Annotated in this window: 22 protein-coding genes and 1 pseudogene; 2 read left to right on the forward strand and 21 right to left on the reverse strand. The window is 44.2% G+C overall.

Going from position 1 to position 26,074, the window contains the following annotated elements:
- Nucleotide 1 precedes the first annotated feature (1 nt).
- From rsgA to B1K52_RS15170, 12 genes and pseudogenes are all read right to left on the reverse strand, one after another.
- Nucleotides 2–886 carry a ribosome small subunit-dependent GTPase A gene (gene rsgA, locus B1K52_RS15115; RefSeq protein ID WP_077309674.1) on the reverse strand — a complete coding sequence of 295 codons (885 nt, stop codon included), beginning with the start codon at nt 884–886 and terminating at the stop codon, nt 2–4.
- Complete coding sequence (gene pknB, locus B1K52_RS15120; protein WP_077309676.1) at nt 887–2,893, reverse strand: Stk1 family PASTA domain-containing Ser/Thr kinase; 2,007 nt, start codon at nt 2,891–2,893, stop codon at nt 887–889.
- 1 nt (nt 2,894) lies between these two features.
- Complete coding sequence (locus tag B1K52_RS15125; protein ID WP_077309678.1) at nt 2,895–3,650, reverse strand: Stp1/IreP family PP2C-type Ser/Thr phosphatase; 756 nt, start codon at nt 3,648–3,650, stop codon at nt 2,895–2,897.
- Nucleotides 3,651–3,710: 60 nt separating this feature from the next.
- Nucleotides 3,711–5,054, reverse strand: a complete 1,344-nt coding sequence (rsmB, locus tag B1K52_RS15130) for a 16S rRNA (cytosine(967)-C(5))-methyltransferase RsmB (RefSeq protein WP_077309680.1) — start codon at nt 5,052–5,054, stop codon at nt 3,711–3,713.
- The gene (gene fmt, locus B1K52_RS15135; protein WP_077309682.1) at nt 5,041–5,991 is read right to left on the reverse strand and encodes a methionyl-tRNA formyltransferase; all 951 of its coding nucleotides are present in this window, start codon (nt 5,989–5,991) and stop codon (nt 5,041–5,043) included. Before fmt ends, rsmB begins: the two co-directional genes overlap by 14 nt.
- A gap of 18 nt (nt 5,992–6,009) precedes the next feature.
- A pseudogene (gene priA, locus B1K52_RS15140) lies at nt 6,010–7,143 on the reverse strand (replication restart helicase PriA); the annotation flags it as partial.
- The gene (gene priA, locus B1K52_RS15145) at nt 7,071–8,603 is read right to left on the reverse strand and encodes a replication restart helicase PriA (RefSeq protein ID WP_077309686.1); all 1,533 of its coding nucleotides are present in this window, start codon (nt 8,601–8,603) and stop codon (nt 7,071–7,073) included. The pseudogene priA (B1K52_RS15140) and the gene priA (B1K52_RS15145), both read right to left, overlap by 73 nt.
- Nucleotides 8,600–9,808, reverse strand: a complete 1,209-nt coding sequence (coaBC, locus tag B1K52_RS15150; protein ID WP_077309688.1) for a bifunctional phosphopantothenoylcysteine decarboxylase/phosphopantothenate--cysteine ligase CoaBC — start codon at nt 9,806–9,808, stop codon at nt 8,600–8,602. The genes priA (B1K52_RS15145) and coaBC overlap by 4 nt, the downstream gene beginning before the upstream one ends.
- A gap of 98 nt (nt 9,809–9,906) precedes the next feature.
- Nucleotides 9,907–10,104, reverse strand: a complete 198-nt coding sequence (gene rpoZ / locus B1K52_RS15155) for a DNA-directed RNA polymerase subunit omega (RefSeq protein WP_373022542.1) — start codon at nt 10,102–10,104, stop codon at nt 9,907–9,909.
- A 1-nt stretch (nt 10,105) separates the two neighbouring features.
- On the reverse strand, nt 10,106–10,720 hold the full coding sequence (gmk, locus tag B1K52_RS15160; RefSeq protein WP_077309690.1) for a guanylate kinase: 615 nt from the start codon (nt 10,718–10,720) through the stop codon (nt 10,106–10,108).
- A 14-nt stretch (nt 10,721–10,734) separates the two neighbouring features.
- The gene (gene remA, locus B1K52_RS15165) at nt 10,735–10,995 is read right to left on the reverse strand and encodes an extracellular matrix/biofilm regulator RemA (RefSeq protein WP_038560050.1); all 261 of its coding nucleotides are present in this window, start codon (nt 10,993–10,995) and stop codon (nt 10,735–10,737) included.
- Between the two features lie 164 nt (nt 10,996–11,159).
- On the reverse strand, nt 11,160–12,038 hold the full coding sequence (locus B1K52_RS15170; protein ID WP_077309692.1) for a YicC/YloC family endoribonuclease: 879 nt from the start codon (nt 12,036–12,038) through the stop codon (nt 11,160–11,162).
- Nucleotides 12,039–12,325: 287 nt separating this feature from the next.
- Here B1K52_RS15170 and hmpA point away from each other — a divergent pair, with 287 nt between their 5' ends.
- Nucleotides 12,326–13,543, forward strand: coding sequence for an NO-inducible flavohemoprotein (gene hmpA, locus B1K52_RS15175; protein ID WP_077309694.1), 1,218 nt, complete (start codon nt 12,326–12,328; stop codon nt 13,541–13,543).
- A gap of 321 nt (nt 13,544–13,864) precedes the next feature.
- Here the strand turns inward: hmpA and B1K52_RS15180 are convergent, their stop codons facing one another.
- Nucleotides 13,865–16,513, reverse strand: a complete 2,649-nt coding sequence (locus tag B1K52_RS15180) for a cation-translocating P-type ATPase (protein ID WP_077309696.1) — start codon at nt 16,511–16,513, stop codon at nt 13,865–13,867.
- Nucleotides 16,514–16,601: 88 nt separating this feature from the next.
- Between B1K52_RS15180 and B1K52_RS15185 the strand changes: the two genes are divergently transcribed.
- The gene (locus B1K52_RS15185; RefSeq protein WP_077309698.1) at nt 16,602–18,308 is read left to right on the forward strand and encodes an Rqc2 family fibronectin-binding protein; all 1,707 of its coding nucleotides are present in this window, start codon (nt 16,602–16,604) and stop codon (nt 18,306–18,308) included.
- A 299-nt stretch (nt 18,309–18,607) separates the two neighbouring features.
- On the opposite strand, the gene B1K52_RS15190 is transcribed toward B1K52_RS15185, so the two are convergent.
- The 8 genes from B1K52_RS15190 to B1K52_RS15225 all read right to left on the reverse strand — a co-directional run.
- The gene (locus B1K52_RS15190; RefSeq protein ID WP_077309700.1) at nt 18,608–19,783 is read right to left on the reverse strand and encodes a NupC/NupG family nucleoside CNT transporter; all 1,176 of its coding nucleotides are present in this window, start codon (nt 19,781–19,783) and stop codon (nt 18,608–18,610) included.
- A gap of 572 nt (nt 19,784–20,355) precedes the next feature.
- Complete coding sequence (locus B1K52_RS15195) at nt 20,356–20,853, reverse strand: GNAT family N-acetyltransferase (RefSeq protein WP_077309702.1); 498 nt, start codon at nt 20,851–20,853, stop codon at nt 20,356–20,358.
- A 191-nt stretch (nt 20,854–21,044) separates the two neighbouring features.
- Nucleotides 21,045–21,488, reverse strand: a complete 444-nt coding sequence (locus B1K52_RS15200; protein ID WP_077309704.1) for a GNAT family N-acetyltransferase — start codon at nt 21,486–21,488, stop codon at nt 21,045–21,047.
- Nucleotides 21,489–21,776: 288 nt separating this feature from the next.
- The gene (gene pyrE / locus B1K52_RS15205) at nt 21,777–22,388 is read right to left on the reverse strand and encodes an orotate phosphoribosyltransferase (protein ID WP_077309706.1); all 612 of its coding nucleotides are present in this window, start codon (nt 22,386–22,388) and stop codon (nt 21,777–21,779) included.
- Nucleotides 22,372–23,088: an orotidine-5'-phosphate decarboxylase gene (gene pyrF / locus B1K52_RS15210; protein WP_077309708.1), complete on the reverse strand. Its 717-nt coding sequence runs from the start codon at nt 23,086–23,088 to the stop codon at nt 22,372–22,374. The genes pyrE and pyrF overlap by 17 nt, the downstream gene beginning before the upstream one ends.
- Nucleotides 23,060–23,995 carry a dihydroorotate dehydrogenase gene (locus B1K52_RS15215; RefSeq protein ID WP_077309710.1) on the reverse strand — a complete coding sequence of 312 codons (936 nt, stop codon included), beginning with the start codon at nt 23,993–23,995 and terminating at the stop codon, nt 23,060–23,062. Before B1K52_RS15215 ends, pyrF begins: the two co-directional genes overlap by 29 nt.
- Nucleotides 23,992–24,762, reverse strand: a complete 771-nt coding sequence (locus tag B1K52_RS15220) for a dihydroorotate dehydrogenase electron transfer subunit (RefSeq protein ID WP_077309712.1) — start codon at nt 24,760–24,762, stop codon at nt 23,992–23,994. The genes B1K52_RS15215 and B1K52_RS15220 overlap by 4 nt, the downstream gene beginning before the upstream one ends.
- Nucleotides 24,759–26,074, reverse strand: a 1,316-nt coding sequence (locus B1K52_RS15225; RefSeq protein WP_143588944.1) for an ATP-binding protein, incomplete at its 5' end; no start/stop codon positions are given. The genes B1K52_RS15225 and B1K52_RS15220, both read right to left, overlap by 4 nt.

Raw genomic sequence — 26,074 nt, forward strand, 5'->3', positions numbered from 1 at the left:
ATTAATACCTCGGCTTTCTTGATTTGATTTCTTCTAGGAATTGCAAATAATGCGTATAGCGGTATTCTGGTATCTCCCCTTCTTCTACCGCTTGCTTCACTGCACATTTCGGTTCACGGTGATGCATACAGCCACGGAACTTGCAGCCTTCCTCTCGTTCTCTGAATTCTGGAAAACAAGAAGGAAGCTCCTCGGACTCAATCTCGGTAAATTCAAGCGAACTAAATCCAGGCGTGTCAGCTACAAGTCCGCCTCCGATTGGGATAAGCTCCACATGCCTTGTCGTATGTCGCCCGCGTCCCAGACTTTCGGAAATTTCTTTTGTTTCCAATTCCAAGCGCGGATCAATTGCATTCAGCATGGATGACTTTCCAACACCTGACTGCCCGGCAATAACTGATATCTTGTCTTTCATATGATGTTTTACTTGCTCCAAATTCGTTTCTTCTTTTGAAGATAACATCTCGACAGAATAGCCGATTTTTTCATATTCCTGCTTATAAACTTCTATTTTTGCAAGCTCGTCCTTTGTCAGCATATCAATCTTCGTAATAAAAATGACCGGGTCAATATGCTTGGATTCCACCAACACAAGAAAGCGGTCCAGCAGTACTGTACTGAAATCAGGCTGTGCAGCTGACGTCACGATAATCGCTTGATCAATGTTGGCGATTGGAGGCCTGACAAGCTCATTCTTGCGCGGCCGTACATCATGCACATAGCCTTCCAATTTCGTTTCGGCATCGAATTCTACTTCATCTCCAACTAAAGGTGTGATTTTCTGTTTACGGAATACGCCTCTGCCGCGGCATTGGTAGGTTTCTCCGTCTGCTGTAAGCACATAATAAAAACCGCTCAGTGCTTTCATAATCTTTCCTGTTGGCATCTATTCACCTTCCCTGTCTTCATACGGTACCGTTTCTTCTAAATATACTTCATCATCACGCATTACCCGGTATTCGGCTTCTCCCCCTGCAGGAATACTTAGTCGCAGCGTTACTTCTTCATCTGCTGTGATCGAGCGCTCGTCATAAAGCTCCGTAATATCGTGATCAGCATCCCCAACATAAATCTGCACCTTTTGCGGCACCGGCTCTTGTTCTTCCTCTGTTGCTTCATCTGTCTCTTCACCTGATTCAGGTTCAGCTGGCTCGTACGGCACAGTGAATGTCACAGTATGCGTCGCAGGCGGAAGGTTTTCTGGTCCAGTGGAAATATACACATCCACGCTGCCGTTTTCTTCGACAGAATTCCCGGCAGCCGGCTCTTGGCGGATGACAACTCCTTGTTCTACTTCATCAGATGGCTGCTCAATGAAGCTGCCATTCAAATTGTTTTTGTCCAAATAGGACTGTGCCTCTTCTTCTGTCATACCGGAGAGATCTGTCAGCGTAACAGCTTCCGGCCCCTTGCTCACCTCAAAGATGACAGTTGTTTCCTCCGGCACTACTCCTGTTCCCGCTTGCGGCTGTATCTGCGAGATGATCGTTCCTTCTGGTTCATCCGAAAATTCCTCATAGGAGCGGACATTTTTGTAGCCTTTATCTTCTAACAGTTTTTCCACCTGGGAAAATGATTTCCCCTCGTAATCTGGAAAATCTTCTTTTTCCTTCCCGATGCTCGTATAGACGGTAACCCTTGATCCCTCTTTAATTTTGTTGCCCGCCGTAGGATCCGTCTTCACGACATTTCCTTCTTCAACTGTATCTGATGCTGTTACTTCTCGTTTTACACGCAAATCCAAATCCGACAGTCTGTCTACAGCATCTGCGTAAGGCTGGTCTGTTACATCAACCATCGTTATTTCCTTTGGCGACATTGCTAAGACAACACCAACTCCTACTACAGCGAGCACTATAAGAACAACGACAGCCCAAAGAAAAACTTTCCAGCGTTTCTTTTTCTTCTTCGGCTTTTGTTCTTCTGTTTGTTTTGGCGGATTTGTATTTCCGTTATGAACGATCGTATCTGCTAAGGAAGCCTTGTTCAGATCATTTTCGGTAATAATCGGGATAGCCTTCGTTGTGTCCCCTTCTTCTTTTGGCGGCTCAAAACGCATTTCATCAGCCCGGCTTGGCTCTAAGCAAGTTTCCAAATCCGACTCCATATCATACGTGCTCATATAGCGATAAAATGGATCTTTCGTTGTTGACTTCAGCACAATGTTTTCGACACTTTGCGGAATATCCCCAGCCCAGCGTCTGACAGATGGCGTATCATTTTGCAGATGCTTTAAGGCAATACTAACTGCAGACTCACCAGAGAACGGGAGACGTCCGGTCAGCAGCTCAAACATGACAATTCCTAGCGAATAGATGTCCGATTTCTTTGTTGCTATGCCGCCTCTTGCTTGTTCCGGTGACAAATAATGCACAGATCCAAGCATTGCATTGGTCTGTGTTAAGGAAGTAGCACTCAGCGCGGTCGCAATGCCAAAATCGGTCACTTTCACTTTACCGTAATTATCAATCAGGATATTTTGAGGTTTAATGTCCCGATGCACGATTCCGTTAGCATGGGCATGTGAGATTGCGGAAGTGACTTGTTTCATAATATCTACCGTATCTGGCACCACAATTGGCCCATGCGCCTGTATGTATTGCTTTAGCGTCATACCGCTGACATATTCCATGACCATATAGTAAATGCCATCCTCGTCACCGACGTCATATATGGTAACGATGTTTTGATGGGAAAGGCTCGTTGCTGCGTGTGCTTCCCGATGAAACCTGGCAATGAACTCATCATCATTTGCGTATTCCAGCTTTAAGACTTTAATGGCTACTTCGCGGTCCAAAATAATATCCTGGCCCAGATAGACATTCGCCATACCGCCACCGCCGATTAGGCGGTGAATTTCATACCGCTCATTCAGCGTACGTCCTTCCAGCATGCTATGCCCCCTCTCGGACTGGTGCATCCGCCAAATCAGCAATTACTAAGGAGATATTATCCTCCCCGCCGCGATCATTAGCGACAGACACGAGCTGAGAAGCGATTTTCTCAATATCTTCTTCCGATGTGAGGTATTGCAATAACTCCTGTTTGTCCAGTTTGTTTGATAAACCATCAGAGCATAGCAGCAGACGATCACCGGCATCCCAAGTAATGGAGAGCACGTCCATCTCTACATTTTGATCCGTACCAAGTGCGCGAAGCAGGACGTTTTTCCTCGGATGGTTTTCCGCGTCCTGTTCGGTAATCTCTCCGGACCGGACGAGCTCATTTACAAGAGAATGATCCTCCGTCACTTGCTTGAATCCTTCTTCATTCAGCAAATAGCAGCGACTATCTCCAATATGTGCAATCGTAACGAAATTATCTGTACACAGGGCAGCAACAATTGTTGTTCCCATACCATTCAGCTCTTCGTTTTGGCGGGATTCTTCATAGACATGCAAATTGATTTCTCTGATGGCTTGTTGAATCGCTTCTTCCGCTTCCTGCGGAGAGACGAACGCACTAACCGTATCCCACCACTGTCGTAAATGTGATATAGCCAGCTCACTGGCAACATCGCCTGCTTTATGCCCGCCCATACCATCGGCAATGACAGCTAAATGCTGCGCATGGGCATTTGAGAATACCCCGCCCGCATCTTCGTTATGACTTCTAATCTGACCTCGGTCGGTAATGAAATAACCTCTCACGCTACTCACCTCATCTATATGCAGTCTGTTTGCTGCTCCAAATTTATCCTACCACATTTTTCACGCTTTTCTAACAAGACGTACAAGGAAAAATCCATCTGTATCAAAATCCTGCGGGAATATTTGTAAGCCATTTGAACTTAGACCAGGCGCATCCTGTACCGCTTGCGGCAACTCATGCTGAAAGGCCGGATCAACCTCATAGTTTGGATGCTCAGCAAGGAAGGATTGTACCACTTGCTCGTTTTCGGCCTTATCTACTGTACATGTACTATAAACAAGCTTTCCGCCGACTTTTAGAAGCGGCGCCACATCATGCAGCAGTTCCGCCTGGATGGAAGCAAGCGACAAGACATCCTGCTCTGATTTGTGATATTTAATATCTGGTTTTCCACGCAAAACACCAAGGCCGGAACAAGGTGCATCAAGCAGGATACGGTCAAAGGTCTCCGGTGCATGTGTCTCTTGCAAATGACGAGCATCAGCTTGATTTGCTTCAATGATGGTGAGCTTCAATTTTTCAGCTTTCTGACTAACCTGCTTCGCTTTCTTCGCATGCAGGTCATAAGCAAAAAGCTTTCCTTCGTTTTCCATCGTTTCAGCAACATGCGTCGTTTTACCTCCAGGTGCGCTGCAAGCATCCAACACAGTCATCCCAGGTGCAGCATCAACCATTTGACCAGCAAGCATACTTGTCTGATCTTGTACTGTTACTTGGTTAGACAAAAACAAATCGCTTTTTAGGATATTTCCTTTTTCTATAATAATTCCTTGTGGATTAATAGCCGAGGCACGCACTGTAAATCCTTGTGACGCTAGCTCCTCCATTGCAGTTTCACGTGTTGTCAGCATAGGCTGCACACGGACGCTTATTGGCTTTTCCACTTGATTGACGGCACACATTTCCCGAGCTGTTTTTTCGCCATACTGAGAAATCCAACGCTCCACAAGCCATTTTGGATGGCTTGTCTCCAAAGAAATGCGCTCAGCAGGATCTTGTATGTTATCCAAGTTCGGGAATCCTTTTCGCTGTACATTGCGCAGGACAGCATTAACAAGAGAGGCAATTCCTTTATGCCCGCGCTGTTTAGCAATTTCCACCGATTCATGAATAACCGCATGGTCAGGCACACGATCTAATACATACATTTGATAAAATGCCGATAAAAGCAGCCAGCGGGCCCAGTTTTCTAATTTCTTGTTAACAAATTGACGCAGAAAGTATTCCAGCGTCAGTTTATAAGATAATGTTCCGTAAACGATTTCGGTTAACAGCGCCGTATCACGGCTGTCAAAACCTTTCGTTTGGATTGTTTTATCAAGCAGCAGATGACTGTAGCCCCCTTGATCCCCAATCCTGGAAAGCAGTGTGACTGCCGTATCACGTAATTCATACTTCTTCATTCTGGCCCAACCTTTCTCCAGCTTGCATATCTTTACCTACACCGCGCAGGAAATCTGCCGCCGTCATTTGTTTCTTTCCTGCTGGTTGTACTTGCGTTAATTTAACAGCCGTGTTCTCAGCACAGATGACAACAATACCATCCTGTTCACAAGCTGCAATTTGCCCAGGTTCACCTTCGTATTTTTGTTCAAGCAATTCACTCCACCAAATTTTAAATGGCTTGCCTTGATACGTGGTGAATGCTACCGGCCAAGGATGCATGCCGCGAATATGATTGAAAACATCCCAGTTCGAACGGTTCCAATCAATTACTTCCTGTTCCCGCTTGATTGTCGGCGCGAAGGTCACTTTGGTTTCGTCCTGCTGAATAGGATTTATTGATTTTGCGAAGATGTCTGGCAGAATAGCATGCACCATCTCTGCTCCTAATACAGCTAATTTATCATGCATCGTACCGACGTGATCTTGCATCGTAATTGGCACAGAGCGCTGCAGCAGCATATCCCCTGCATCCAATTTCTCTACCATATACATAATTGTCACGCCAGTCTCTGCTTTCCCTTGCTGAATAGCATAGTGAATCGGTGCTCCGCCGCGTAGTTCTGGCAATAGTGATGCGTGCACATTGATACAGCCATATTTCGGATAATCAAGCAGCTCTTTTGGCAGAATCTGCCCAAACGCAGCTGTTACAATTAGATCTGGCTCATAGGAGAAGATTTCTTCATAGCTTTCTTTAATCTTTTCCGGCTGGTAAACCGGGATTCCGTGCTTTAATGCTTCCTCTTTAACAGGGGAGCTGGTGAGGACTCTTTTGCGGCCTTTCGGGCGGTCCGGCTGGGTGACAACGAGCACTACCTCGCACTCCTCCTCTGTCAATTGTTTTAGTGATGGTACAGCAAAATCAGGTGTACCCATGAATACAATTCGTTTCATTTTAAAATAGCTCCTTTCTTACATGAGCGAATACGGCTGTAAATCAACATGTATTTGCAAATCTTCTTTTTTCCGTGCGTCTTCGTAATAATGGAGAATTCTCCGGATTACATCACGAAGGTTCGGTTCGTTTTTGTATTTTATCATGCACTGGAAGCGATATCTATCTTTGATTCGCGCCAATGGAGATGCAGTAGGACCTAATATCCTTACTTGGTCAGACAAATGCTTCTGCAGCAGCTGGGCGATCGTCTGTGTTGTCTGCATGGCTTTCACTTGGTTTTGATGGCTGATTGTCAGCAGCGCCAAGTAAAAATAAGGCGGATATTGAAACACTCTGCGCGTTTGCATTTCCGTTTGGAAAAACGGCCGGTAATCGCCTGAGGCTGCAAGCTCTACACTGTAGTGTTCCGGTGAGTAAGTCTGAATAATTACTTCTCCCGGAAGGGCATGTCTGCCAGCACGTCCGCTCACTTGTGTGAGCAGCTGGAACGTTTTCTCCGCAGCACGAAAATCCGGCAGATGCAACATGGAATCAGCCGCTAAAACGCCTACTAGTGTTACGCGCTCAAAATCCAAGCCTTTTGCAATCATCTGGGTGCCGAGCAGAATGTCAGCTTCTCCTCTTCCAAATGCGCCGAGCAGTTTTTCATGGGATCCTTTCCTTCTTGTCGTATCCACATCCATGCGAATGATACGTGCTTCCGGCAGAAGCTGTGTTAATGTTTCTTCGACTTTTTGGGTTCCGGTACCAAAATAGCGGATCGTATCACTTTCACAGGACGGACAAAAATGAGGAACAGGTTCTTCATATCCGCAATAGTGGCATTTCAGCTGCTCACTGCTGCGATGATACGTCAGCGTAATGTCACAGTGCGGACATTCAACTGTATGACCGCAATCGCGGCACATAACAAATGTGCTGTAACCACGTCGATTCAAGAATAGGACTGTTTGTTCCTTCTTACGAATTCGTTCTTTCATCTGATCCAGCAGCTCACGAGAAAAGATAGACCTGTTGCCTGCATGCAGTTCATCGCGCATGTCGATGATTTGATAATCCGGCATTGTTGCATCGTTTACCCGCTCAGGAAGTTTGAGCATTTGGTAGACGCCTNACCACGTCGATTCAAGAATAGGACTGTTTGTTCCTTCTTACGAATTCGTTCTTTCATCTGATCCAGCAGCTCACGAGAAAAGATAGACCTGTTGCCTGCATGCAGTTCATCGCGCATGTCGATGATTTGATAATCCGGCATTGTTGCATCGTTTACCCGCTCAGGAAGTTCGAGCATTTGGTAGACGCCTTTTTCTGCTCTGGCGTATGATTCAAGTGATGGTGTTGCACTGCCAAGGACGATGGGAGCGTGGTGATACTTGCCGCGGAAAATGGCGATATCTCGAGCATGATATTTGGGATGATCCTCTTGCTTGTAACTTGTTTCATGTTCCTCATCAATTATGATAATGCCCAAATTCTCAAATGGCGCAAATATTGCCGATCTGGCTCCGACGGCAACTTTCACTGTCTTACGTTGAATCTTACGCCACTCATCGTATTTTTCACCTGCTGACAACGCGCTGTGCAGCACAGCAACATCAGAGCCAAACCGCCCTTTAAAACGATTCACAGTCTGCGGTGTGAGGGCAATCTCAGGTACGAGTACAATCGCTTCTTGCCCTTTGTCCAGCACCTGCTGGATTGCTTGCAAGTATACTTCCGTTTTTCCGCTTCCGGTAACGCCGTGCAAAAGGAAAACATCATGCTTTTCAGTTGAAATACTCTCCAAAATTGGTTGGAGTGCTTGGGCTTGTGAATCAGACAATTCCAATGGCCTTGTTGGCTCTATTTTTCTATCTTCATACGGATCCCGCATTATTTCTTTATCATATGCCTGCAGGATACCTGCATCGAGTAAGGGCTTTAGTGTAGAAGCTGTCGTCTGGTAAATCGATAGCAGCTGCTTTTGCGCTACCGGTCCAGGTTCTTCGATGAAATGCTCCAATAGTGCTTTTTGCTTCATCGCCCGCGGGTTTACCTTGGCAAGCTCCAATTGCAGCTCTTCGGTTTGCTTCTTTGTATCAATCATGCGGACTGTTTTTTTCGTTTCCTTGGAGTTAACTTGATAGCGTAGCTCCACCTGTCCTGCCTTGATAGCTTGCTGCAGCAAAGCAAAAGAGACACGCGCTTGTTCGAACTGTTCAAATAAAGCTGTGTCATCATTAGAAAATACCGACTGCAACTCGTCTGGTATGTCTCCAGTACGAACTAGTATTTTCTTATAGGTCGCTTTCATCGCTTGCGGCAGCATCGCTTGCAATGCAGTGATGTGAAAGCTCAATGTTTGTTCGCCCATCCATACACCTAAATCGAGCAATTCCGGAGTCAGTGCTGGGAGCAAGTCCATTGTTTCCTGAATTTCCTTTAGCTTGTCCACTTCGGTTTTATTGCTGATTTGCAAAACAAACCCCATGATACGACGGTTGCCAAATGGAACAATCACACGCATCCCCGGCTGCAGGACATCCATCAGCTTTGCTGGAATCAGATAGTCAAAGACGCGATCGGTCTGACTAGCCGGGACGTCCACAACAACCTTCGCGATATTCATACTTCATCTGCCTCCATGTCGGCCAAAATTTCGTTTAGAATTTGATGGGCAATTTGCTGCTTCGTATTGGAAGGAAAATACTGCGTCTTGCCTTCCTTGTTTAGATACGTTACTTCATTGGTATCTGATTGGAAGCCGGCACCGTCTTTACCTACTGTGTTCACACAAATAGCATCCAAGTGCTTTCGCTCCAGTTTTCCATATCCATACGCAATCGCATCATCTGTCTCAGCAGCAAAACCAACTAGGAACTGCTGCTGTTTACGCTGACCAAGTGTTAATAGAATATCCGTTGTCCGCTCCATCTCAATAACAAGATTGCCAGCTTGCTTTTTCATTTTTTTGTCTGAAGTTTGAACTGGACGATAATCGGCTACCGCTGCCGATTTGATGACAATATCTTGCTCATCATATACAGACAGCACTGCCTGCAGCATATCATCCGCACTGACAACATCTACTTTCTTCACACCGGCTGGCGCTGTCAGCTGGGTAGGACCACTTACCAACGTAACTTCAGCTCCTCGTTTGACGGCAGCTTCCGCTAAGCTATAGCCCATTTTGCCTGACGAATGGTTAGTAAAGAAACGAACAGGATCAACCGTCTCTTGTGTCGGACCAGCAGTCACTAATACCCGCTTCCCAGCAAGATCTTGCGCTTGTCCTGATTGTTCTTCCAAGATTCGAATGATCGATTCTGGTTCTTCTAATCTGCCTTTTCCAACATATCCGCAAGCAAGATAGCCAGCTTCCGGCTCGATGAAACGATACCCCCATGCATCGAGCTGCTTCATATTACGAATTACAGCAGGATGGGCATACATATGTACATTCATGGCTGGTGCAATATAAACTGGTGCCTCTGTTGCAAGTAATGTTGTGGTGAGCATCTCATCGGCAATGCCTCCAGCAATTTTACCAATCAGATTAGCTGTTGCCGGTGCAAGCAGGAACAAATCTGCTTTGTCTGCTAAATCAATGTGAGCGATTTTTTCCGGATGCTTTTCATCAAATGTGTCTGTATAAACAGGGTTGCGGGATAATGCCTGGAACGTGAGCGGCGACACGAATTCTGCTGCGTGCTGCGTCATAATAACGTGAACATCGGCACCTTTTTGTGTTAATTTGCTTGTCAGCGCACATGCTTTATAAGCCGCGATTCCGCCGGAAACCCCTAGACAAATCGTCTTGCCAGCTAAATTCATTGTGTTTTCCCCTCCTGATTACAATAAGAAAGAAACCCCCGCTTGGTCTTCACCAACGCGAGGGCATCTCAATCGGATGCGCCTGGCATCCTCACCGTTTATTCTTCTGTGTATTCCAATAGATCAGCTTGAATCTCTTCAAGTGCGATACCAACGGTTTTATACGATTTCGGATTCGCAATTTTCGTCGTTTTCGTTACCTGCATCTGACGGGCACGCTGTGATGATAACGTAACCAGTGTGTATTTAGAGTTGATTTTTTCCTGCAGTTTGTCAATAGACGGTTCTAACATCATATTAGTTTACCTCCAATGCTTTCTTGTATTCTTTGGCAACACGCTCACGCTTGCAATGCTCACCTTGCACGATTGATTGAATCTTAGAGACAGCATGATTAAGCTTGTCATTCACAACCACATAATCATATGCATCCATCATCTCAATCTCATCGCGAGCAGCATTCAATCGGTTTTTCACCAAGTCTGGTGTCTCCGTGCCACGGCCAACGATACGATTCTTCAATTCCTCTAGACTAGGCGGGATAAGGAAAATGAAAACACCTTGCGGGAAGTTCTCTTTCACTTGCAATGCTCCCTGTACTTCAATCTCCAAGAAGACATCGTGACCAGCTTCTAAAGTTTCTTCTACATAATCACGCGGTGTGCCGTAATAATTGTCGACATAGCTCGCGTACTCCAAAAGCTTATTCTGCGTAATCAAACGCTCGAATTCTTCCTTTGATTTATAGAAATAGTCTACACCATCTTGTTCTCCCGGACGCATATTTCTAGTCGTCATACTGATCGAGTAACGTAAATGTGTATCCTGTTCAAATAATGCCTTCCTTACCGTCCCTTTCCCGACACCTGATGGGCCGGACAGGATGAAAAGAATTCCTTTCTGTTCAATCATGTGCTTCCTCCTAGCTATTCCTCAGATAGTTCATCGTCACGCAGGACACGCTGCCCTACTGTTTCCGGCTGTACTGCTGAAAGAATGACGTGATCACTATCCGTGATGATGACAGCTCTTGTTCGCCTTCCGTAAGTAGCATCCACCAGTTTGTTTGCATCACGTGCAACCGTGATGATTCGTTTGATGGGAGCCGATTCAGGAGAAACTATTGAGATTATTCTGGTTGCGGAAACGACATTCCCGAAACCGATATTAATCAATCGTAAGCTCATCTTGCTTCTCCCCCTTGCTGTACTGCTCTGTTGAACGGCATTCAAAAATTCCGATAATGTATGTAAACCGCTCTCCATATGAAAGGGCTTATCACCATTATACCCTTATCATCAAATAAACTATATCTTATACATTATAATTATACTTATTAATAAACTCAACACTATTCTATATTTTGCACTTGCTCTTTTATTTTCTCCAGCTCCGATTTCATGCTCACAACAATCACACTAATGGAAGCATCTGTTGATTTGGAACCAATGGTGTTTGCTTCCCGCTGCATTTCTTGCAAAATGAAATCACATGTTCTCCCAATCGGACCTTCTTTATCCAGATTATTGCGCAGCTGTTCAACATGACTTTCTAATCGGATAATTTCTTCCGTAATGTCACCTTTTTCAGCTAGTAAGGCTATTTCCTGATACAAGCGGCTGTTTTCCGGCAGCCCGCCGTCTACATAATGATTAATTCGCTCTTCCACCCGGTTTTTATAGGCCTGCATTACGTGCGGCCGCAGTTCTCGAAGCTCCTGCAGCATTGATTGTAACCCGGCTATTCTGTGTCGAATATCTTTCGCGAGCGCTGCTCCTTCGGTTGATCGCATTTCGATAAATAATTGCATCGCACCTTGCAGCGCCTCACTGACCAAGTCAGGCAGCTCTGTCAGCTCCGGCTGTTTTTCTTCTAGTAAAATGTCGGAAGATTGTGCAAGCAACGTATCAATTGTAATATCCCCACGCATGCCGAAAGCATTTCGTATTACTTTCAGCTTATCCATATATGTCTCTGCTAATTCCCAATCAATGGAGATTTCCCTGTTACGCAATCCCTCCCCATCGATATCTATTGTGACTTCAAGCTTACCTCTGCTGACAACCTGCTGCAGCTGATTTTTAAGACTCGGTTCCAAGGAGGCCGCCATTTTCGGAAGCTTATATTTAATGTCTAAGTATCTGGAATTGACACTCTTTAATTCTGCTGTGACGGTGAGGCTGTTTCCTGAAGCCGTGCTTCTGCCATAACCTGTCATACTTTTTGTCAAGAAAACCCCTCCGGTTTCATGGTAGTTCTAGTTTATCAAATGTGAGGGTGTTTGTCGTGTTTGAGGGATGGGGTCAGAAGAGTCCAACAACTATAAGAAAATTCGAGAAGGATGTATATTTCTCACAAAATGCTATCTCTCGTAAAATTAGCCTTTGCAAGTAACCTTACAACAAGCAATTCTTTAAGCTGTATATCTGTTTTTTCATCTTTGTCTTCCACACAGTATATGCAAAAACGATTTGGGAATCTTAATACTATCAATGTAGAAATAAGGAGAAAAAGTTTATGTTAGATAAAGAATCCATCAAAATTGTTAAAGCAACAGCTCCTGTACTAAAAGAACACAGCAATCAAATAGGAATAACATTTTACAGATTATTATTTGAAAAGGCCCCTGAATTGTATAATATTTTTAATCAAACCAATCAAAAAAGAGGCCTTCAGCAGGAAGCATTAGGATATGCTGTATACGCAGCTGGTGAGCATATTACGGATCTTAGTGAACTCAATTCGGTCATTGAAAGAATATGCCACAAACATCGAGCAATCGGTATCATGCCAGAACAATACCCTGTTGTCGGAGAAACGCTTCTTCAAGCTGTAAAAGAAGTTCTAGGCGATGCTGCTACAGATGAGATTCTCGAAGCTTGGGGAAAAGCCTACGACTATATTTCTGAAGCATTTATCAGCTTGGAGAAAAAGCTGTATGATGAAGCCGAAGAACAAATTGGAGGATGGAGCGGATACCGAGAATTCTACGTAGATAAAACTATACAAGAAACGGACGAAATAACTTCTTTTTACTTAAAACCAAAAGACGGGAAAGAAATAGCCACCTATAAACCGGGGCAATACTTAACGATAAAAGCAAACATTCCTGGAGAACAATACACTCACATTCGGCATTATAGTATTTCTGATGCTCCGAATAGAGAATATTATCGCATAAGTGTAAAACGGGAAGATGCCAGTGAAGATGGACCATCTGGAATTGTATCGAATTACCTTCATAAAGAGATGAATAGAAACGAAACCTTAGAATTTTCTGCACCAGCGGGAGATTTTGTACTGAAGGCTAATAATCGACCAATTGTATTTATTAGTGGGGGGATTGGAATTACTCCTATGATTAGTATGCTTAACGATTTAGCCGAAAACGATGACCAGCGGCAGGTATCCTTTATACATGCTGCTGCCAATAGTAAAAAACATGCATTTAAGGAGCATGTCAAAAAGCTCGCAGCTAACAAATATAATTTGAAACTCCTATTTTGTTATAGCATGCCGACACAGCAAGATATATCCGAACAAAACTTCGATAAAGAAGGTTTCCTTGACGCTGACTTACTAAACTCTATCCCTAGTTTGAAGGATGCCGAAATATACTTTTGCGGATCGATTCCTTTTATGCAGGCAATTAATCATACGCTGGAAAAACTAAAAGTGCCAGCGGAACAAATAAACTACGAGGTATTCAATCCTATTGCCATGTTAGATGAATAAAGCTAATAAGATGCATTTTAAACAGAATATGGTATGTTTTCCAACATTTTTTCTAAAGCGATTACGAACTAAAAAAACGTCCGGAGACGGCGAATGACTAAGGCGCTATTCGAGTGAGCCTTCCCTGCACTCATATCTTAAAACTTCTGTCGTAAAAAATTTAGAAGTACTTTTGCATTACCGGACTAAGAACAAAAAAACTTGAAAGTCTATGTCTCTGTCTCTTGCGAAATGGACGAGCTCATGCATTGCTTAGGAAAAAGCCGGACTATTTCATCATAGCCCGGCTCTTCATTGCAAAAAAATTGCTGTATTCTCTTCCTATTTCTTAATAAACCCAAAAAGTACGGTCGGTACAGCACTCAACCCCATAATCAGCAGCCAGTCTCGAAGCAATATATCTGTTGTATGGAAAATCGGCTGCAATGGTGTTATATAAATAACAGCGAGCAGGAGAATCATCGATATAAGAACGGCACCGATAAGCCAGATGTTGCCGAGCGGATTACGGGCAAATACTGATTTCTCACTGCGGCAGTCAAAAACGTGAATGAGCTGGGCCATTACGAGCGTTGTGAATGCTGTTGTTTGGGCGTAAATAAGATTGTCTGGATCACCTTGGTACATGAGCATGAAAGCAATGATGGTGACCGAGCCGATCAAGATACCACGTGTAACGATTTTTGTGCCAAGTCCGCGGGCAAATATTCCTTCATTCGGATGACGTGGTTTTTGTTTCATTACTTCATCTTCTGCTTTGTCCATACCTAAAGCAATGGCTGGCAGTCCATCGGTCACCAAGTTCACCCAAAGAATTTGAATTGGGACGAGTGGCATGGGCAAGGCTAGAATCATGGCAAACAGCATGACGAGTATTTCACCGACATTCGAGGCTAGCAAGTAGCGGACAAACTTACGGATATTCGAATAAATGGTTCTGCCTTCTTTAATTGCCGCTTTAATCGTGGCAAAATTATCGTCCATTAGTACAAGTCCACTTGCCTCTTTGGCAACATCTGTGCCTGTGATGCCCATGCTGATGCCGATATCACTTGCTTTGATAGCTGGTGCGTCATTCACACCATCACCTGTCATGGCAACAATATGACCAACATGCTGCAATGCTTGTACAATTCGGAGCTTATGTTCTGGTGTAACACGCGCGAAGACATACATGCTATCTACTTCGGCACGCAACTCTTCATCGGACATACGATCTAGATCTTTTCCTTCTACTACTTTTCCGCCAGCCGGCAAGATATGGAGCATCTTGGCGATGGCTGCAGCTGTCTTCACATGGTCACCAGTTATCATAACTGTCTTAATTCCTGCTTTTCGGCAATCAATGATCGCATTCTTCGCTTCTTGGCGTGGCGGATCAATCAGTCCATTCAATCCGATGAATGTCATGTTCTGTTCTAACTCTTCTTCTTTCGGTTCATAGCCGGCTGGAAATTCGCGAATACAAACCGCGATTGTGCGCAGTGCTTTCGCCGCCATCTGATCGACGGCCTCGTACAACATTTTTTTGTCTTTCGAAGCAAGCGGCTTCTTATCAGTACCAACCTCTTCATAAACAGCTTTATCAATTAAAACATCCGGTGCTCCCTTGGTTATTGCGACCAGCTTTCCTTCTGGCGTTCGAATGAGTACGGTCATGCGCTTCCGTTTACTATCGAAAGGCACTTCATGCACGAATTCATAATCTGTCAGTTTGTCAGCATCCAGTCCTGCTTTTTTTCCAGCAACAACGAGCGCGCCCTCCGTCGGATCACCGTCAATGAGCCAACGCTTCTTTTTATGAATCATTTTTGCATGGCTAGCAAGAACACCGTAGCGAAGAAAGCGGATGAGCGCTTTATCATTTGATTCCTTTTCGTCTCGGTAAAATCCGCCTGAAGGATCGTATCCGCTGCCGGTTACCGTATAGCTGTTTCCGCCGAGGAATATTTCTTTTACTGTCATTTGGTTTTCTGTCAATGTTCCGGTTTTATCTGAACAGATAACAGTTGCTGAACCAAGCGTTTCTACAGCTGACAGTCTTCTGACGATGGCTTTTTGTTTAATCATGCGCTGCACTCCGAGAGAAAGCGCTACGGTCACGATAGCCGGAAGACCTTCTGGGATAACAGCAACTGCAAGCGACACACCAGCAAGCAGCATGTCATAAAGCGGGTTGCCGCGGTAAACACCGGCAAGTACCGTTAGTGCCGTCAGAAGCAAAGCAATAACGATTAGTACTTTACCAAGCTTTTCTAATCTTTTTTCCAGCGGTGTTTGTTTACGCTTTGTATCAATGAGCAGTTCTGCAATTTGTCCGACAGCTGTGTTGGAGCCGGTACCAATGACAATGCCCGTACCGTTACCTCGAGTAACTAGTGAGCTCATAAACGCGATGTTCACTTGATCTTGCGGACCGAGCTGTTCTTTGTTCAACGGTTCTGTCATTTTGGCCACTGGCAGTGATTCGCCGGTAAGTGCTGATTCCTCTGTCTCCAGGCTGGTTACAGCAATTAAACGCAAGTCAGCAGGCACGCGATCACCTGCTGTCAGCGAGACGATATCCCCCATGACCAGTTCTGCGGAAGACACTCTGGACCATTGGCCGTCCCGCAGCACACGTGCCATTGGCGCATTTAACTCTTTTAACTTGCTGAGTGATTTTTCGGCATTTCTTTCTTGAAAGAATCCAATCAGCGCATTCAAAAAGACGATGAGCAAAATGGCGATGCTATCGATGTATTCACCTAGTATTCCTGATATAACAGTAGCAGCAAGAAGCACTAGAACCATGAAGTCTTTGAATTGTCCAAGAAATAACGCCAGCTGGGATGCGCTTTTCTCTTCTTTCCATTCATTTCTTCCGTCCCGCTTTAGCCGCTGTGTGACTTCTTTTGAAGCCAGGCCTTTCTGTGGATCAGATCCTGTCTTCTTGGCTGTTTCTTCTGCAGAAATTTGATACCATCGCACAATGCATACCTCCACCTCTTATTTCTAGTGTAAATGTATGCGTGCTTGTCCGATAAAATGCTATACTAGCAGAGAATGAGGTGAAACCATGGCATTTGATGGAATAGTAACAAGAGCGATTGCTAGAGAATTGGATAACACATTATCTACTGGCCGACTATCGAAAATATACCAGCCGACTGATACGGAGATCGTGCTAACCTTCCGCAGTCAAGGGAAGAATCACGCCCTATTACTATCGGCGCATCCTAGTTACGCACGTGTGCATATAACTGACGATACCTACCAGAACCCGCAAAATCCACCGATGTTCTGCATGCTGCTTCGCAAGCATCTGGCAGGCGGTTTTTTGGAAAAAGTAGAGCAATTTGAAAATGAGCGTATCATCCAGCTAACCTTTATTAGTAAAGATGAACTTGGTGACAAAACTTCCAAACGCATTATCATGGAAGTAATGGGTAAACACAGCAATATTATGCTGGTAGATAATGAAACAGATATGATTATCGACAGCATTAAGCATATCTCCTCTAGTGTGAACCGGCACCGTACAATTCTTCCAGGGCAAACGTACAAGCTGCCTCCAAGTCAGGAGAAACTGAATCCATTCACTCTGGATCCAGCTGACTTTGCTCGCAAGCTCGATTTCAATAGCGGCCGTATGCCCAAGCAGATTTTAAACCTACTGCAAGGTGTGTCTCCTGCTTTAGCAGGCGAACTTGCGGAACAAGCTTATATGGGAGATAAGGAAGCTTATGCCGCTGCGTTCGCAGCTTTCATTGATAAAATGAAGCAAGACAGCTACGAGCCAACCTATTTCAAAGGAAAAAAAGAAGATTTTTATGTAATGGATTTACGCTCTATTGAAGGGACACGGGAACATTACGATACGATGAGCAGACTCATTGATGCGTTTTATTCCGGGAAAGCAGAGCGCGACCGCGTGAAACAGCAAGCAGGTGACTTGATCCGGTTCTTGAAAAATGAACGTGAAAAGAATATCCGGAAACTTACCATTCATGAGAATACGTTAAAAAAATCAGAAGAAGCGGATACGTACCAGCGAAATGGTGAGCTGCTGACAGCGCATATGCACCAAATCAAGCAAGGTGATACCGACGCTGTCGTTACGGATTATTATGATCCGGATCAAAGTCAGGTAAGTATTAAACTGAATCCAAATAAAACACCTAGCGAAAATGCACAAAGCTATTTCAAGCAATACAATAAATTGAAAAAGTCACGTACGATGGTAGAGCAGGAGCTAGAGAAAACAAATGCGGAAATCGAATATCTAGACCAGCTCGTACAGCAAGTGGAAGGCGCCCGAGAGCAAGATGTCGAGGAGATACGTGAGGAATTGCGTGAGCAAGGCTATTTGAAAGCTAAAACACAGCAAAAGAAAAACAAAAAGCCAAACTTGCCTACACCAGAAACGTACACCGCAACAGACGGCACCACCATTCTGGTCGGACATAACAACAAGCAGAATGAATACTTGACGATGAAGCTTGCACATAAACAGGATACATGGCTGCATACAAAGGATATTCCGGGATCACACGTCGTCATCCGTTCAAGCGAACCTTCTGAAGAAACATTAGAAGAAGCAGCTAAATTGGCAGCATGGTTTAGTAAATCCAGATTATCCTCATCCGTACCGGTTGATTATACACTTATACGACATGTCAAAAAACCAAATGGCGCCAAGCCAGGTTTTGTGACATATGACCAGCAAAAAACATTGTACGTCACGCCTGGAGAAAGCTTAGTCAAGAAGTTAGCTGTGAAATAAAGCAGTCACCTGCAAGGCAACTATACAATTGTATTTCAGCTAGATAAAATCCAAACGATGCGCCGTTTAAGCAGTGTCGTTTGGATTTTTTTGCATTATTAGAGTTAATTGTTTTTATTATGTCGCAAGTTCTTTACTTTAAAGATTATTATGGTGATGCCGCCAAATAATAATCCAATTCTGATCAATGTTCCATATAAAAAAATGACCTCGGCACCATACCGAGGTCATTCAACAAAAAACGATATACTTTCTAATTAAACTGATCAGACTGCTTATAAAAGAAGATAATGTTGTTTTTATAAAAACAACCCAACAATCGTTCCAGTCAATATGGACCCCATTGTTGCCACTAACAACACCTTCAGTCCAACTTTAGCAAGCAAACTTGCCTGCTTTTGATCAATTGCTTGTACGGTTCCTAAAATCATTCCGATCGAGGAGAAGTTAGCAAATGAAATTAAGTAAGCTGAAATAATACCGACTGTTTTGTCAGACATGACAGGGACTAGCTTAACGAAATCTGAGATGGCGACAAATTCATTGGCAGCTACTTTTGTCCCCATAATGGAACCTGCATTGACAATTTCAGAAGTTGGAATTCCCATAATAAATGCCACAGGTGCAAAGATATAACCAAGTATTTCTTGGAATGTCATGCCCACTAAGCCATTGAATACGAAGTTAATCATGGCCAGTAACGCCATATACGTTATTAGCATGGCACCTACGATCAGCGCCGTTTTACCACCTAATAAGGTACCGTTTCCAACAGCTTCAAAAAATGATTTATCTGTATTCATCTCTTTTAGGTCAATATCATAATCTTCTTCGCTTCGAACAGGAGCAACAATAGAAGATAAAATTAAACCAGAGAATACATTTATCGGCAATGCGACAAGCACATACTCAGGTGGTATCAGCTGCAAGTACCCTCCTAAAGTTGAACAAGACACCGCGACAAGTGAAGATGTTGCAACGATAAACAAACGGTTTGGGCTCAGCTTATGAAGTTGAGACTTAACCGAAATAATTGCTGTCGTATCACCGAATATCATAGAATTTACAGCCACAAAGGATTCAACTTTTGGCAGTCCCGTTATTTTGGACACAATACCGCCTACATACTTAATCGCTAAAGGCAATATTCTGAGATACGTTAAAATAGACAATAATGCAGAAATAAAAATGATCATCATAAGAACATTAAGGAAGAAATAACCTTTTGTGGACAAATCACCAAATACGAATGAAATGCCTTCGTGTCCAAAGGAAAGGACTTTCGTGAATACCTCGACTATTCTTCTTATGATCGTTCTGCCAATTAACGTATTAAGCAAGAACCAAGCTAATATGAGCTGCACAGCCAACATGATACCAGCTGCGCGATAATTGATATGTTTTTTGTCGTTTGACATTGCCCAGGCAATAGCGACTAAAACAAGTATTCCTAAAACTCCAATAACAATAGACACGCAATTTACCCTCCAACCTTGCAGAACCAACCGTGGATTTTTGTACATAGCTTATAAATATAAAGTTAATAGACCCGCACCCTGCTGCTGCAGCTGCGATTCTATACTTGGACTTATTTATAGGATTAACATAAATCCGTTATCATAAGCAGATTATAAAAATGTTAACAGTATCTCCTGCGTACTGGCGTCTATTATGACACATATCATATTTCGTGATAACACTTTTATTATTAGTTGCATTATTAACATTTTTTATAAAAGTATTTCAATTTCAATAACTACAACTGCTAAATATTGTATGCTGCTGAACATTTGAAAGAGAATAGAGGGAATTTGTGAAGAAATAGAAGGAATAATCATGTATAATTTATTACCCTAGATTTTAAACGCACAAAAAAACCGGACAATACGGTGCATCTCCATGCTTGAAAATTGCCGTCTTGTTCGGATAAAAGTTAACGAAATATCCACTTTAATAGATTTTTAGAGTGGATATCTCTTTTCATAACTTAGAACTTATCACCTGCTCCAATTCTAAAATATTTAACAGAATTGGTCTTATTTGCAGATTAATTCAATTTTTTGTAATAAAAATTGCCATCTTTGTAATTGCCGAATGCATCTTGCGCAAATGCTGGTACTTCTCCATACAATACATAGCCTTCTGACTGGTATAACACATTTGCTGGTCCTTGTTTTTCTGTGTCTAGCAAAAGCAGCGTTCTTCCTTCCTGCCGGGCGGCCTGCTCAGCGTGCTGCAGCAGTTTTCTTGCAATGCCTTTACGTTGAGCGTCCGGGTGTGTCATAAGCTTAGCGATTTCAGCTCGGTGGTGGCCGTTTTCCTTATCACTGAGATGTAATTGCACTGTCCCTGCAATTTTACCATCCAGTAAGCCAACAAATAGGCGTACATGTTCGGAGAGGACGTTATGCCAATACGCAGTGGCAGTTTTATGCTGCATCGGATGCAAATAATTCATAGAAGCACCGGCCGCCACTATTTCCTGAAACAAATTAGCCAATTCTTCTTCATAAGCACTTATCTCTTTTATTTCCATAACCTGCATGACTTTCTCCTCCATTCCCGCCCTATAACTACTGTTCTTGTTTCCTATTGTTCTATTATAAAGCAAAGCAATGCAACCTTTTACAATATCTTAACCCACTCTTTCAGATTAGGATGTATGACACACTAGTAACTTTAAATAGAACGAAAAGTACAGTTAATGGCAGCTCACAACCGGACTGTCTCCTCCTTCTAATAACTTATTCTTTTTTCCATCAAGGCAGAGACTTCTTGGAAGCCAAGTTTTTGATAAAGGTGTTTCGCCTGGTTTCCTGCAAAGACGTTTAACTGAACTTTATGAAGACCTTCTGCCTGTAATTGCCGGAACGCTGCCTCACATAACTTTTCGGCTACTCCTTGTTTACGATAATGCGGCAGCACATATATTTCGAATATAAACCCTGCCATTTCATTATTGTAATGATCGCTTGATTTTCCTACACCGATCCACCCTTGGATATCATTACTTTCATTATGAACGAGGTAATATCCTCCACTATGCAAGAATGAAGCTGCCATTTGCAGCACTTTATCGCTTGTTAATTTCCCATACCCCATCGTTGCTTCATTAAAAACGACGGAAGAATGATTCCAGATTTTTTGTGTCTCATTACGTGTAGCTCTTCTAATTGACATCTGCTTAAACATCTCCTTTACTACATATAAGAATCTCTGGCCACGATATCCGCCACACATTGGGACCCAACTGCTTGTGTGTAAGAAAACTGATGTTCATACACTGCACCGGTATGGCAGATCATTCCCTGTATCTTTTCGTTAGTTTATGTGGCAAATGGGTGTTTGTGCGATATCGCTGTCATCACCTATTGGGGTGTTTTGATGTAATATGAGATGAGGCGTAAAAAGGCTTTAGCTCCCTTACTTTCGGGGCTAAAGCCTTCGCACATTTTATATAATAAATCTTTACAGTGTGTTGCGCCAATCCAATAGTTCCTGCTTTTCCTGAGATGTAATGGTGCCTCTTGCCACAAGTACCTCCGTTAATGAATCAAAGTTAGTGAGCGTTTCAAATGGAACTTCCACCTCAGCAAAGTTATCATCCGCTTTTTGTAAGTTGTAGCTAAAGATAGCTAATACCTTTGTAACGATCGCCCCTGCTTCTTTTAGAGCTTGCACGGTATTCAGAACAGAACCGCCTGTCGAAATAAGGTCTTCGATAACGACCACATGCTTACCAGCCACATCTGCTCCTTCAATCTGATTGCCTTTGCCGTGTCCTTTCTTACTGGATCGAACGTAAATCATAGGCAAATTCACTTTTTCAGCAAGCCAGGCAGCGTGCGGGATTCCTCCTGTGGCACAGCCAGCAATAATTTCGGTTTCCGGTAATTCTGCCAGTATGTCTTGGAACTGTCTGCTAATCTCACTTCGGACTTCAGGATGACCTAATGTAAGCCGGTTGTCACAGTAGATCGGAGAATGAATGCCGCTTGCCCATACGAACGATTTGGAAGGATCAATTTGGATTGCGTCGATAGAAAGCAGTGCTTCTGCTAAATCAGTTGTCGTTGTCATCGTTTTTCCACTCCTGTATTGCCTGGTTGTAGGCTTGTTTTGGATTTTCCGCTGCCGTCACACTTCTGCCGATGACCAAGTAATCAGCACCCATCTTCTTCGCCGCAGCTGGTGTGGCAATACGGTGCTGGTCGTTTTGCGCAGAACCAGCCAGGCGAATGCCAGGCGTGACAGTTAGAAAGCTATCGCCGCAGGCTGCCTTGATGCTCGCTGCTTCATGCGGAGAACATACAACGCCATCCGCCCCTGCGCGTTTAGACAGCTCTGCTAAATGACGTGCATAAGCAGCTAATTCCATTGGCTGCTGTAAATCTGTTTGGACTGTTTGTTCATCCATGGAGGTCAGCATTGTCACACTGATCAGTTTTGGTACAGTATCTGCTGCTCCGCTATGTAATCCTTCTTTCGCTGCCTCTATCATCGTCGCTCCGCCAAGCGCATGCACATTGACGATATCAACATCAAGTGCTGCTAGATTACGCATTGCTCTTTTAACCGTGTTGGGAATATCGTGCAATTTCAGATCAAGAAAGATTGGATGATTTTTCTCTTTTAATTGATAGATGATATGCGGCCCTTCGCGGTAGAAAAGCTCCATGCCAACTTTTACTGGCACTTCATCCAGTTCATGCCTGTCAAGAAAATGCAGTGCATCGTTTCCTGTCGGAAAATCAAGTGCGAGATAAATGGGTGTCTGCATGTTCATGCCCCTTTCCGATTGCGTCTTCCACGCTTGAGAAACCATATTTCTCGAGTACAGCCGGCAACTGCTCAATAATTTCCGGACAAACAAATGGATGCTGGAAATTGGCGGTACCGACTGCTACTGCTGAGGCACCCGCAAGCAGGAATTCCAACACATCTTCTGCTGTTGTTACGCCGCCCATGCCAATGATCGGTAAATCCGTCACTTGGCGGACTTGGTAGACCATGCGAATGGCAACAGGTTTAACAGCTGGCCCCGACAAACCGCCTATTTTATTCGCAAGCAGCGGTTTTTGGCTCGCTAAATTGATTTGCATGCCTGTCAGCGTATTAATTAAAGATAAGCCATCTGCACCGCCCGCTTCTGCTGCAGAAGCTATCGCTGTGATATCCGTGACATTCGGTGACAGCTTCACATATACAGGAACCATGCTAACTTCTTTTACTGCAGCAGTAACTGTCTGAGCCAGTGCTGGATCTGTTCCGAATTGCACACCGCCTTCTTTTACATTCGGGCAAGATATATTCAATTCGATTGCTTTGATGACTGGATGTGTGCTGATCTTTTGTGCTACTTCGACGTATTCTTCAATTGTGCTTCCTGCTACATTTGCCATGATAGGCGTATCGTAAGTTGCTAAGAACGGCAGCTCTTGTGCCATAATTTGATCGACACCTGGATTTTGCAGACCGATTGCATTCAGCATGCCGGCATCTGTCTCGGCTACACGTGGTGTCGCATTGCCGTATCGGGCTGTGCCAGTCGCGGCTTTAATCGTAATGGCACCTAGCAAGTTCAAATTATACAGCTCTGCGTACTCTTTGCCGAAGCCAAAGCAACCAGAAGCTGGCAAAATCGGATTTTTCATTGCTAAGCCTGGCAGATGGACTGCTAGATTCATGTCAACACAACCTCCTTTGCTCGGAACACAGGACCGTCTTTACAGATTTTTTTATACCCACTTGCACTATCCGGTGCGGGAACAACGCAAGCGAAGCAAGCTCCGATGCCGCAGCCCATTCGCTGTTCAATGGAGATAAATCCTTCCTGATCAGAAAGCTTCGTAGATACAGCTTTCAGCATACCAGTTGGACCACAAGTAAAGTACTGATCATAATCCAGCTCTTCTGCGTCAATAATATCCGTTACAAACCCTTTTACTCCTGCACTGCCATCATCTGTTGCGAGATAGTAGGTTCCGAGAAGCTGGAACTGGTCCTCATAAAAAACGTGCTCTTTATTCTGAAACCCTGCCACCATTGTGACGTGCACACCTTTCTGTTTCAGACTCTGCGCCAGGTAGTAAAGCGGCGGTACCCCAATGCCCCCTCCGACAAGCAACGCTTTTTCCAGTTGCAAGTCGTCGACAGGATAGCCTTGCCCGCAAGGACCGAGCGCATCCAGCTGATCTCCTAATGCCGCTTTAGCTAATGTGTTTGTTCCTTCTCCCAGCAATTTAAAAATGATGGTGATGGTAGAAGCTTGTTGATCTACTCCCGCAATGCTGATTGGGCGGCGGAGCATATGATTCGTCCCTTCACCTACAAGCAGATGAAGAAACTGGCCTGGGAGAATTTTCTCCTGGGCCATTCTTCCGCGGAAGGTCATCTCTACTGTATCTTTGGCAATATATTGTTTACTGATAATTTCGAGTTGCTCATGAATCAAGACAGTACGCCTCCTGCCACAACCGGCTTAGCAGTAAAGGTCATCGATTCAATAATGCTTGCAATTGCTTTGGCTGTATCCAAGCTCGTCAAACATGCGAGTCCGTGCTCCACTGCTTCGCGTCGGATTAGGAACCCATCAGATCGCGGCTGTTTGCCGGAAGTCAGCGTGTTGACGACAAATTGTACTTCGCCATTTTCAATGATGCTAATGACATTTTGCTCTGCTGATCCGACTTTACCGACGGTTGTGACCGGAAGTCCTGCTTCCTCTACGGCTGTACTTGTCCCTTCTGTTGCATATAATTGGAAGCCTAGTGCATAGAACAGTTTGGCGATTTCCATTGCTTCTGCTTTGTCTTTATCTGCTACTGTCAGAAGTATTGCTCCTTCCTGCGGCACAGAAAGTCCGGATGCGAGCAACCCTTTGTACAATGCTTTTTCAAGCGTCCGATCATGACCAATTGCTTCTCCTGTGGACTTCATTTCTGGTCCGAGCAGTGTATCGACACTGCGCAGCTTCTCAAAGCTGAATACTGGCACCTTTACAAACACATCTTCTGGTTCTGGCAGCAGGCCGCTTACATAGCCCATATCAGCTAGCTTTTGACCGAGAATAGCTTTTGTCGCAATATTAGCCATTGTTACGTGAGTAATCTTAGACAAGAATGGAATCGTACGACTTGCCCGCGGATTCACTTCCAGCACGTAAGCTTTTCCTTGATGGATAACAAATTGGATGTTGATCAGACCTTTTACACCAAGTGCTCTCGATATCTGCATCGTCGCCTCGATACATTGCTGACGGCATTCTTCTGTAATCGTCTGCGTTGGGTACACGGCGATAGAATCTCCCGAATGGACACCTGCGCGTTCTATATGTTCCATAATGCCAGGGATGATCGTTGTTTCACCGTCACTGATGGCATCGACTTCCACTTCAATACCAGTCAAGTATTGGTCGATTAGTACTGGATGATCATGACGGACATGAACCCGTTTTTCCATGTAATGGTGTAATTCTGCTTCGTTGTAGACGATTTCCATGTTGCTGCCGCCGATGACATAAGACGGGCGGACAAGTACCGGATAACCGATTTTAGCCGCTGTTTCTGCTGCATCCTCAAGTTTTGTAATAGATGCACCTTCTGGCTTCGCAACTTTCAGTTCGTCTAGCAATCTTTCAAACTTATCTCGGTCTTCAGCAGCATCAATTGCTTGCAGTGATGTTCCTAGTACTTTCACGCCGCGCCGTTCCAGCCCTTCTGCTAGATTGATTGCTGTCTGACCGCCGAATTGAACGATAACGCCCA

The sequence above is a fragment of the Terribacillus halophilus genome (assembly GCF_900162685.1).
Classification (GTDB): Bacteria; Bacillota; Bacilli; order Bacillales; family Amphibacillaceae; genus Terribacillus; species Terribacillus halophilus_A.

What these genes read in the sequence shown, in the direction of transcription:
- B1K52_RS15195 (WP_077309702.1), bottom strand. Translation starts at nt 20,853, where the DNA reads ATGCAGGTTATGGAAATAAAAGAGATAAGTGCTTATGAAGAAGAATTG.
- pyrF (WP_077309708.1), bottom strand. Translation starts at nt 23,088, where the DNA reads ATGCAGACACCCATTTATCTCGCACTTGATTTTCCGACAGGAAACGAT.
- pknB (WP_077309676.1), bottom strand. Translation starts at nt 2,893, where the DNA reads ATGCTGGAAGGACGTACGCTGAATGAGCGGTATGAAATTCACCGCCTA.
- coaBC (WP_077309688.1), bottom strand. Translation starts at nt 9,808, where the DNA reads ATGAATTTAGCTGGCAAGACGATTTGTCTAGGGGTTTCCGGCGGAATC.
- rsmB (WP_077309680.1), bottom strand. Translation starts at nt 5,054, where the DNA reads ATGAAGAAGTATGAATTACGTGATACGGCAGTCACACTGCTTTCCAGG.
- B1K52_RS15200 (WP_077309704.1), bottom strand. Translation starts at nt 21,488, where the DNA reads ATGTCAATTAGAAGAGCTACACGTAATGAGACACAAAAAATCTGGAAT.
- remA (WP_038560050.1), bottom strand. Translation starts at nt 10,995, where the DNA reads ATGAGCTTACGATTGATTAATATCGGTTTCGGGAATGTCGTTTCCGCA.
- B1K52_RS15215 (WP_077309710.1), bottom strand. Translation starts at nt 23,995, where the DNA reads ATGAATCTAGCAGTCCATCTGCCAGGCTTAGCAATGAAAAATCCGATT.
- pyrE (WP_077309706.1), bottom strand. Translation starts at nt 22,388, where the DNA reads ATGACAACGACAACTGATTTAGCAGAAGCACTGCTTTCTATCGACGCA.
- rpoZ (WP_373022542.1), bottom strand. Translation starts at nt 10,104, where the DNA reads ATGATGTTAGAACCGTCTATTGACAAACTGCAGGAAAAAATCAACTCT.
- B1K52_RS15185 (WP_077309698.1), top strand. Translation starts at nt 16,602, where the DNA reads ATGGCATTTGATGGAATAGTAACAAGAGCGATTGCTAGAGAATTGGAT.
- hmpA (WP_077309694.1), top strand. Translation starts at nt 12,326, where the DNA reads ATGTTAGATAAAGAATCCATCAAAATTGTTAAAGCAACAGCTCCTGTA.
- fmt (WP_077309682.1), bottom strand. Translation starts at nt 5,991, where the DNA reads ATGAAACGAATTGTATTCATGGGTACACCTGATTTTGCTGTACCATCA.
- gmk (WP_077309690.1), bottom strand. Translation starts at nt 10,720, where the DNA reads ATGATTGAACAGAAAGGAATTCTTTTCATCCTGTCCGGCCCATCAGGT.
- rsgA (WP_077309674.1), bottom strand. Translation starts at nt 886, where the DNA reads ATGCCAACAGGAAAGATTATGAAAGCACTGAGCGGTTTTTATTATGTG.